The organism is Arthrobacter sp. 10T413_2 (assembly GCF_056394205.1).
In genome coordinates this window covers 1-2,891 of the sequence record NZ_JBFTHK010000299.1, presented here as the reverse complement: position 1 = coordinate 2,891, position 2,891 = coordinate 1, and the positions used below count along the sequence as shown (strand labels likewise).

The 2,891-nt window shown below is 68.5% G+C and carries 3 protein-coding genes and 1 pseudogene; 2 read left to right on the top strand and 2 right to left on the bottom strand.

Translation table 11 applies throughout. The features are described 5' to 3' along the window. Together AC1DBQ_RS22760 and AC1DBQ_RS22755 are read left to right on the top strand one after the other, a co-directional pair. Positions 1-1,352, top strand: a 1,352-nt coding sequence (locus tag AC1DBQ_RS22760) for a CoA-acylating methylmalonate-semialdehyde dehydrogenase (RefSeq protein WP_476930665.1), incomplete at its 5' end; no start/stop codon positions are given. Between the two features lie 54 nt (positions 1,353-1,406). Next, positions 1,407-1,967, top strand: a complete 561-nt coding sequence (locus AC1DBQ_RS22755; RefSeq protein WP_476930664.1) for an isochorismatase family protein — start codon at positions 1,407-1,409, stop codon at positions 1,965-1,967. A gap of 2 nt (positions 1,968-1,969) precedes the next feature. Here the strand turns inward: AC1DBQ_RS22755 and AC1DBQ_RS22750 are convergent, their stop codons facing one another. Together AC1DBQ_RS22750 and AC1DBQ_RS22745 are read right to left on the bottom strand one after the other, a co-directional pair. Beyond that, positions 1,970-2,569 (bottom strand): hypothetical protein, encoded by a 600-nt coding sequence (locus tag AC1DBQ_RS22750; protein WP_476930666.1) that lies wholly within the window; start codon positions 2,567-2,569, stop codon positions 1,970-1,972. Between the two features lie 87 nt (positions 2,570-2,656). Further along, positions 2,657-2,891 (bottom strand): annotated as a pseudogene (locus tag AC1DBQ_RS22745) (SGNH/GDSL hydrolase family protein); the annotation flags it as partial.

Here is a 2,891-nt window from a genome sequence, read left to right as displayed (position 1 = left end):
CCATCGAGGCGGCGCGCGCAGCACTGCCGGGCTGGCGCGCCACGAGCCTGACCAAGCGCACCACCATCTTCTTCAAGGTCCGCGAACTGCTCCTGCAGCGTCGGCCCGAACTGGCGGCCCTTTTGACCAGCGAACACGGCAAGGTCCTCTCMGACGCCGAGGGCGAGATCACCCGTGGCCTGGAGAACATCGAGTTCGCCACCGGTTTGTCCCACATGCTCAAGGGGGAGCGCTCCGAGCAGGTGGCCGGCGGCGTCGATGTCCATTCGGTCCGCCAGCCGGTCGGCGTCGTCGCCTGCATCACGCCGTTCAACTTCCCGGCGATGGTGCCGTTGTGGATGATCGGCAGCGCCCTGGCGTGCGGCAACACCGTGCTGCTCAAGCCCAGCGAAAAGGACCCGTCCTCTGCCGTCTTCATCGCCCAGGTCTTTGCCGAGGCCGGCCTGCCCGCGGGCGTCCTCAACGTGGTGCACGGCGACAAGGAGGCCGTGGACGTCCTCCTGGAGCACCCTGCCGTGAAGGCTGTCAGCTTTGTCGGCTCGACGCCGATCGCCCGGTCCATCTACAAGCGCGCCGCAGACCACGGGAAGCGTGTTCAGGCCCTCGGCGGCGCGAAAAACCACATGGTGGTCCTGCCGGACGCGGACCTCAACATGGCCGCCGACGCCGCCGTCTCCGCCGCCTACGGCTCCGCGGGGGAGCGGTGCATGGCCGTCAGCGTCTTGGTCGCGGTCGGCAGCATCGCCGACGACCTCGTCGACGCGATCACCACCCGGATGGCCACGCTGAAGATCGGCCCGGGTACGGACCCGGCGTCGCAGATGGGCCCCCTCATCACGGCCGAGCACCGTGACAAGGTGGCCTCCTACGTTGCCGGCGCGGCCAACGAAGGCGCCACCGTAGTGGTGGACGGCCGGGCGAAGGAGTTCGACTCCAACGGCTTCTTCATCGGCGTCAGCCTGATCGACCACGTCAAGCCCGGCATGAAGGTCTACGACGACGAGATATTCGGCCCCGTCCTCTCGGTGGTCCGGGTCGAGACCTACGCCGACGCCGTGCAGCTGGTCAACGACAACGAGTTCGGCAACGGCGTGGCCATTTTCACCCGTGACGGCGGAGCCGCCCGCCAGTTCGAGTTCGACGTCGAGGCCGGCATGGTGGGCGTCAACGTCCCCATTCCGGTGCCGGTGGGCACGTTCTCCTTCGGCGGCTGGAAGAACTCGCTCTTCGGCGACACCCACATGTACGGCCCGGAAAGCATCCGCTTCTACACCCGCGGCAAGGTTGTCACCACCCKCTGGCCGGACCCCTCCACCTCGGTGATCGACCTCGGCTTCCCCCAGGTCGACTAAGCAACGCGGGGATTAGAGTGGGCAGGCAGGAAGACCCAGGATCCGGGAGGCATCGTGACCACGCTCGTCAACCGACCCAACACGGCACTGGTCGTGGTGGACATGCAGCTCGGMGTCGTCGCGGGGGCCTACCGCCGCGACGACGTCGTCGCGACCATCGCCGCCCTGGTGAAGAGGGCACGCGACGCCGGCGTGGATGTCATCTGGGTGCAGCACAGCGGCGAGGAGCTCCCGCGGGGCAGCGCCGCCTGGCAGTACGTGCCGGAGCTCGCGCGGCGTCATGCGGAGCCGATCGTGCCCAAGGAGTACAGCGACGCCTTCGAGGCTACGGACCTGGAGTCCGTGCTGGCAGACCGCGGCATCGGCCGCTTCTTCCTGGCCGGCGCGCAGACGGACGAGTGCATTCGCTCGACCCTCCACGGCGGGATAACCCGAGGCTACGACGTCACGCTGGTCGCGGACGCCCACACCACCGAGGACMTGAGCGAATATGGCGCGCCGCCGCCGGAACTCGTGGTGGCCCACACCAATCTGTACTGGCGGCACCACAGGGCCCCGGGGCGGACGGCCGGAACCGTCAACGCGGCCGATATCGACTTCGCCAGCCTTTTGTGAGCCTAACCCTTCATGATTTCAGCGCGCTGGGACATGTAGTCCTCCATGGACAGCTTGCCGTCGCTGTACTGCTGGTCCAGTTCGGCGAGCTTGCGGGCCCKGTAACCCTGCGGGGCCGGCGGCGTCTGGGGCGCCTGCGGCTGCCCTGCACCCGGCACGGGTTCGTGCCGCTGAGGCTGGGGCGGGTTGTTCAGGTACTCCGGGCTGTCCTCGTAGGGAACGGGCGATCCGTAGCCGGCCGGACCCGGATACTGCTGTCMGGGGTACGGCTCGGTCGGGAACGGCTGGTCCGGGAACCGCKGCCCCGGGTACGGCTGGCCCGGGTTCTGAGGGTTCTGCGGGTTCGGGTACTGCTCGCCGGGATACGGCTGGTTGGCTCCTCCGGGCTGCTTCGGCGCGCCCAGTTGGCCGAAGCCGCCAAAGTAGTCCTGCTGCGTGTACCCGTCCCGCGGCTGGTTGTTCTGGTTTGGCGGGGTGCCTTGGTTTCCGGGGAACCGGCCGAACTGGCCCGGCATGTTTTGGTTCCGGCCGCGGGCGGACCTCCGGTAGAGGCGCACTCCCATGGGAATCAGGAACGACAACACAATGATCCAGAAGAACATACTGCTCACGGTACGGGGCCTTTCAGCTGCTGGGCCTCTTCATTTGCGGGGCCTGAGGAGTGTGCCTCMAGCTTAGGCCCCGCAGGCTCAGGACCGTACCGCGTCCTCGGTGCCCGGCGGCCCTTCGCCCGAGCCCAGCGGTACGCCGGGCCCGAACACCGGCCCCGGCAGGGGCCGCTTGGCCGTCACGCCGTCGCCCGAGGAGCGGTGCCGCAGCCGCCGMACCACCCACGGAACAAAATACTCCMGGGCCCATACAAGGTCCCAACTGCGGGCCTCCCGCCAACTGCGCTGCGGCATCGGTTTGGGGGCGAGCGGCTCC